This window comes from Propionivibrio sp. (genome assembly GCF_017995515.1).
Taxonomy (GTDB): Bacteria; Pseudomonadota; Gammaproteobacteria; order Burkholderiales; family Rhodocyclaceae; genus Propionivibrio.
Map to the genome: position 1 here is coordinate 1 of NZ_JAGOIT010000173.1, position 3,651 is coordinate 3,651.

Consider the following 3,651-nt stretch of genomic DNA (forward strand, 5'->3'; position numbering starts at 1 on the left):
TTCTTGTGCAAGGCGATCAACATGGCTGGTCCCGATCTCTCCATTCTGCCATGACGCGCGCGAGTACCTCACGACCAATCAATAGCGGACGCCGGTATTTTAGAATGTATTCGTCCGGGACCCGACATCTAAGCTAATGGGTTTCCAATTGAATCGACTCTGGTTGTGTAGATGCGGCCTTGGTAGATTCTTAACTGACTGCGTCTATTAACAACGACAGCTTATCTAAGATAGCTATCATGCTAGCACAGTAGCTTGAGCGGCTGCTTTGGCCGAACACCGGTCAATCCAGCCTCAGTGAAAGCCCTTCGCAACCCCGACTATTTCTTCTTCGTCAGTTCCCGGAAGTCGCTGGTAATCGAATCCAGCGCCGCCCGCCCGTCGGTGGCTTTCGCGTTCCAGGTGTTGCCGCTCTCCGAGAGCGTCAGATGGATCACCTGCCCTTTGCTGATCGAGATGATCTTGGTGATGTGCGAGGTCGTCCAGGCTTTCGCGCTGGCGCCGCGCGCCTCGCCCACGCTGAGTACCAGCGCGTGCATCCCGGGCAGCAGGTGCAACTGATAGCGCCCGCTGGCGGAGCGCCCGGCGGACTTGAAGGCTTTTAACTCGGCCACCGACTGCCCATCGACGGCCAGGATCATGATCGGACCGTCGGTGGTGACGATCCCCACGTCCTCGATCCGCCGCATTTCGCCGGGGTAGCCGAGGTAGGCGTAACTGGAGTACATCCCACCCAGCGCCGGGGGCGCGTCGGTGTAGGTCGCAGTCGCGCAGCCGAAGAGCGCGGCGAGCGCCAGCAGCAGAGCAACAACCGTTCTCGCGTTCATCCTTCAGCCCCCTTCGTTTCTACGCGGCCCAGCTTACGTTTGGCGCGGGCGGATGTCTACGGCGCGGCGCCGGCGTGGATTCAATCACTTACTTCACCGCCCGATAACATAGGCAGGCCTGGAAGGCGCATCCAGAGGCGCTTTCAGGCCTGCCCGGCTGGGACGACCGCTGGATGCGCCTTCCAAGCCGGTTTTTTGCGGCCTGCGCCAGCCCGTCTGAAATGAAAAACCCCGCCGGACGGCCGTCGCGGCAGGGTTTTGTGGCGCGGCACGGCGCCCGGGAGGCGCCTGCGGCGGGGTGCTTACATGCGCTCGATCATCGCGTCGCCGAAGCCGGAACACGACACTTCGGTCGCGCCGTCCATCAGGCGGGCGAAGTCGTAGGTGACGACCTTGTCGCCGATCGCGGCTTCCATCGACTTGATGATCAGGTCGGCGGCTTCGACCCAGCCCATGTGGCGCAGCATCATTTCGGCCGAGAGGATCAGCGAACCGGGGTTCACGTAGTCCTTGCCGGCGTACTTGGGCGCGGTGCCGTGGGTGGCTTCGAAGCAGGCGTACTGGTCGGAGATGTTGGCGCCGGGGGCGATGCCGATGCCGCCGACTTGCGCGGCGAGCGCGTCGGAGATGTAGTCGCCGTTGAGGTTGAGCGTGGCGATCACGTCGTACTCGGCCGGGCGCAGCAGGATCTGCTGCAGGAAGGCGTCGGCGATGGCGTCCTTGATGACGATGCCGTTCGGCAGCTTGAGCCACGGGCCGCCGTCGATCTCGACGCCGCCGAACTCGTTCTTGGCCAGCGCGTAGGCCCAGTCACGGAAGCCACCTTCGGTGAACTTCATGATGTTGCCCTTGTGCACGATGGTCACCGACTTGCGCTTGTTGTCGATGGCGTACTTGATCGCGGCGCGCACCAGGCGCTCGGTGCCTTCCTTGGAGACAGGCTTGATGCCGATCGACGAGGTTTCCGGGAAGCGGATTTTCTTGACGCCCATTTCCTCGCGCAGGAACTTGACGATCTTGTTGCAGGCGTCGGAACCGGCCATCCATTCGACGCCGGCGTAGATGTCTTCGGTGTTCTCGCGGAAGATGACCATGTCGGTCAGCTCGGGCTGCTTGAGCGGCGAAGGCACGCCACGGAAGTAGCGCACCGGGCGGACGCACTGGTAGAGGTCGAGTTCCTGACGCAGGGCGACGTTGAGCGAGCGGATGCCGCCGCCGACCGGGGTGGTCATCGGGCCCTTGATCGAAACCGAGTATTCCTTGAGCGTGGCGAGCGTCTCGGCCGGCAGCCAGACGTCGGAACCGTAGAGCTTGGTCGACTTTTCACCGGCGTAGACTTCCATCCAGTGGATCTTGCGCTTGCCGCCGTAAGCCTTGGTGACCGCAGCGTCGACAACCTTCTTCATCACCGGGGTGATATCGACGCCGATGCCGTCGCCCTCGATGAACGGAATGATCGGATTGTCCGGCATGGCCTGGCCCGGAACGATTTTTTGTCCGCCTTGCGGAACCTTGATCAGACTCTCGCTCATTTCTGCTCCTGTTGGTTTAGTGTTGTGAGTACGGACTGCCTAACACCTGCTGTGCCCAAACCTTACGACATCTTCCGCGGCCCGGCGGAGCCGGGAATCGCCTGCCGGGACGGCCCTGCGACCGCCATCTCGGTATGCACAGCTACGGATTATGGAGGAAATGATCATTCCTCGCCAGCACAAACTCATTCTCTTTACGCATCAATTGCTTCCGTTTAGCGAATGCTAAACTGCCGCCACCGCGCTTTGCCAGATCACTCAAAAATGAGCATTTCCAACGAATTTCACCCCGTCGCCCGACGCATCGCCGAAGCCACCATCGAGGCCTTCGACGCCCACTACGCCGAACTGCGTGCCTACGGCCGTCGCGCCAAGGCCCTGTTCGAAGCCGGCGACTGGAAAGGCGTGCAGGACGCCGTGCGCGAGCGCCTTCCGGCCTACAACGACAGCGCCAACGAGACGGCCTGCGCCCTGGCCCAGGACCTGCGCGCCCACCTGCTCGACGACGAGACGCTGCTCCAGGTCAAGCTCTTCTACATCGGCCTGCTGATCAACCACAAGCAGCCGGAACTGGCCGAGACCTTCTTCAATTCGGTGTGGTCGCGCCTGCTCCACCACCATTCAAAAAACCAACCGTTCTCGGTTGGTTTTTTTTCGCCCGTTCCTCCCAGTGTGGGCGCCCCGTTTCCGCCCAGTACGCGAGTGACGCGGACGTCGAGGCACGCTTCGCTGCCCGTCGCGCGCGGCGGATCTGGAGGAGTCGCAGGACGCAGGTGCGGAGTCCGCTGCCCGCACGGTCCCCGCCGCCAGCATCGGGACCCCTTGCGCTACCGCCGTCCGCTGGCCTTGAAGAACGTGTAGCAGAACACCCCGTCCGGCTCGGCGCAGCGCAGGAGCGCCCGGACTCCGCGCTCCCAGTCCTCCGGGCTCATCAGCCCGGCGCGCAGGGCCTCCTCCCCCACGCCCTCGACCATGGCGGCGAAGGTGAGGCGGGTGAAGCCTTCGACCATGGCGGGACGGCTTGCGTCGGCGTACACGAAGCGCGGGGAAACCGCCACCTCCGACAGACCCGCGGCGACGAAGCGGGGGTACAGCTCGCGGCCGATCAGGGCGTGACCACCACCCCGGTGCTGGAGTTCGACCAGGGCCTCGATGGCCCGCCGGGCGTAGGGGTCGTCCGGATAAAAGAAGGTGGAGCCGTGATCGCCCTCGATCGCGGTCACCGTGCCACCGGGACGGACGACCCGGGCGAGGCTGCGCAGCGCCCGATCGGGGTCCGGCAGGTGCTCCAG

General features: G+C 63.6%; 4 protein-coding genes. 1 reads left to right on the forward strand and 3 read right to left on the reverse strand.

Features of this window, described 5'->3' with window-relative positions; translation table 11 throughout:
• Nucleotides 1-320: 320 nt before the first annotated feature.
• Together KBA32_RS16680 and icd are read right to left on the reverse strand one after the other, a co-directional pair.
• Nucleotides 321-827, reverse strand: coding sequence for a hypothetical protein (locus KBA32_RS16680; protein ID WP_294361375.1), 507 nt, complete (start codon nt 825-827; stop codon nt 321-323).
• A gap of 302 nt (nt 828-1,129) precedes the next feature.
• The gene (gene icd, locus KBA32_RS16685) at nt 1,130-2,359 is read right to left on the reverse strand and encodes an NADP-dependent isocitrate dehydrogenase (RefSeq protein WP_294361378.1); all 1,230 of its coding nucleotides are present in this window, start codon (nt 2,357-2,359) and stop codon (nt 1,130-1,132) included.
• Between the two features lie 264 nt (nt 2,360-2,623).
• On the opposite strand from icd, the gene KBA32_RS16690 reads away from it, so the two are divergent.
• Nucleotides 2,624-3,220 (forward strand): isocitrate dehydrogenase kinase/phosphatase AceK regulatory subunit, encoded by a 597-nt coding sequence (locus KBA32_RS16690; RefSeq protein ID WP_294361380.1) that lies wholly within the window; start codon nt 2,624-2,626, stop codon nt 3,218-3,220.
• On the opposite strand, the gene KBA32_RS16695 is transcribed toward KBA32_RS16690, so the two are convergent.
• Nucleotides 3,187-3,651: hypothetical protein (locus tag KBA32_RS16695; protein WP_294361381.1), on the reverse strand; the 465-nt coding region annotated here is incomplete at its 5' end. The two genes, KBA32_RS16690 and KBA32_RS16695, sit on opposite strands and share 34 nt — an antisense overlap.